Annotated in this window: 1 pseudogene; it reads right to left on the bottom strand. The window is 69.9% G+C overall.

The annotated features are described in order from the left end of the window. A pseudogene (locus AB0C69_RS42315) lies at positions 1–1,348 on the bottom strand (DNA-directed RNA polymerase subunit beta'); the annotation flags it as partial.

Below are 1,348 nucleotides of genomic sequence, written 5' to 3'. Positions count from 1 at the left end.
AGACCGTGCGTGATGTCGCCGCCCGCCACACCGCCGGTGTGGAAGGTGCGCATCGTCAGCTGCGTGCCGGGCTCGCCGATGGACTGCGCGGCGATGATGCCGACGGCCTCGCCGACGTCCACGCGCTTGCCGGTGGCCAGCGAGCGGCCGTAGCAGGCGGCGCAGACACCGATCTTGGCCTCGCAGACCAGGGCGCTGCGGGTGCGGACCTTCTCCACGCCCGCCTCGACCAGGCGCGTCACGACCGCGTCGGACAGGTCGGTGTCGGCGGGGAAGATGACCGTCCCGTCGACGACGACGTCCTCGGCGATGGTGCGGCCGACCAGGCTCGTCTCCGAGGTGGCGAGCTTGACCAGGGTGCCGTCCTGCAGCCGGTCGGCGACCTCGAAGGGGATCGTGCGGTCGGTGCCGCAGTCCTCCTCGCGGACGATGACGTCCTGCGCGACGTCCACCAGGCGCCGGGTCAGGTAACCCGAGTCGGCGGTGCGCAGCGCGGTGTCGGCCAGGCCCTTGCGGGCGCCGTGCGTCGAGATGAAGTACTCGACGACCGACAGGCCCTCGCGGAAGGACGACTTGATCGGACGCGGGATGGTCTCGCCCTTGGGGTTGGAGACCAGGCCGCGCATACCGGCGATCTGGCGGAGCTGCAGCGGGTTGCCTCGGGCGCCCGACTGGATCATCATCCAGATCGGGTTGGCCTTCGGGAACGCCTTCTCCATGTCCACCGCGACGTCCGCGGTGGCCTTGTTCCAGATCTCGATGAGCTCCTGCTTGCGCTCGTCGTCGGTGATCAGGCCGCGGTTGAACTCCCGCTGCACCTTCTCGGCGCGCGCCTCGTAGCCGCCCAGGATCTCCGCCTTGTTGGGCGGCGTGATGACGTCGTCGATCGCGATCGTGACGCCGGACCTGGTCGCCCAGTGGAACCCGGTGCTCTTCAGCGCGTCCAGCGCGTTGGCGACGGCCACCTTCGGGTAGGTCTCCGCCAGCTCGTTGACGATCGCCGAGAGCTGCTTCTTGCCGATCTCGTCGTCCACGAACGGGAAGTCGTCCGGCAGCGTCTCGTTGAACATCGCGCGGCCGAGCGTCGTCTCCAGCCGGTAGGGCCGGCCGGGCTCGTAGCCCTCGGGCGCCTTCCAGCCGCGCGGCGGCGGGACGTCCTTGAGCCGGATCTGGATCCGGGCCTGCAGGTCCAGCTCGTGCCGGTCGTAGGCCATGATGGCCTCGCCGATCGAGCCGAACGCGCGACCCTCGCCGACCGCGCCGTCCTTCTGCGTCGTCAGCCAGTACAGGCCGATGACCATGTCCTGGGTGGGCATGGTGACGGGCTTGCCGTCCGACGGCTTCAGGA

This window comes from Actinomadura sp. NPDC048032, assembly GCF_040653175.1.
In the GTDB taxonomy this organism is placed as follows: Bacteria; Actinomycetota; Actinomycetes; order Streptosporangiales; family Streptosporangiaceae; genus Spirillospora; species Spirillospora verrucosospora.
This window is presented reverse-complemented; position numbering and strand designations above follow the sequence as displayed.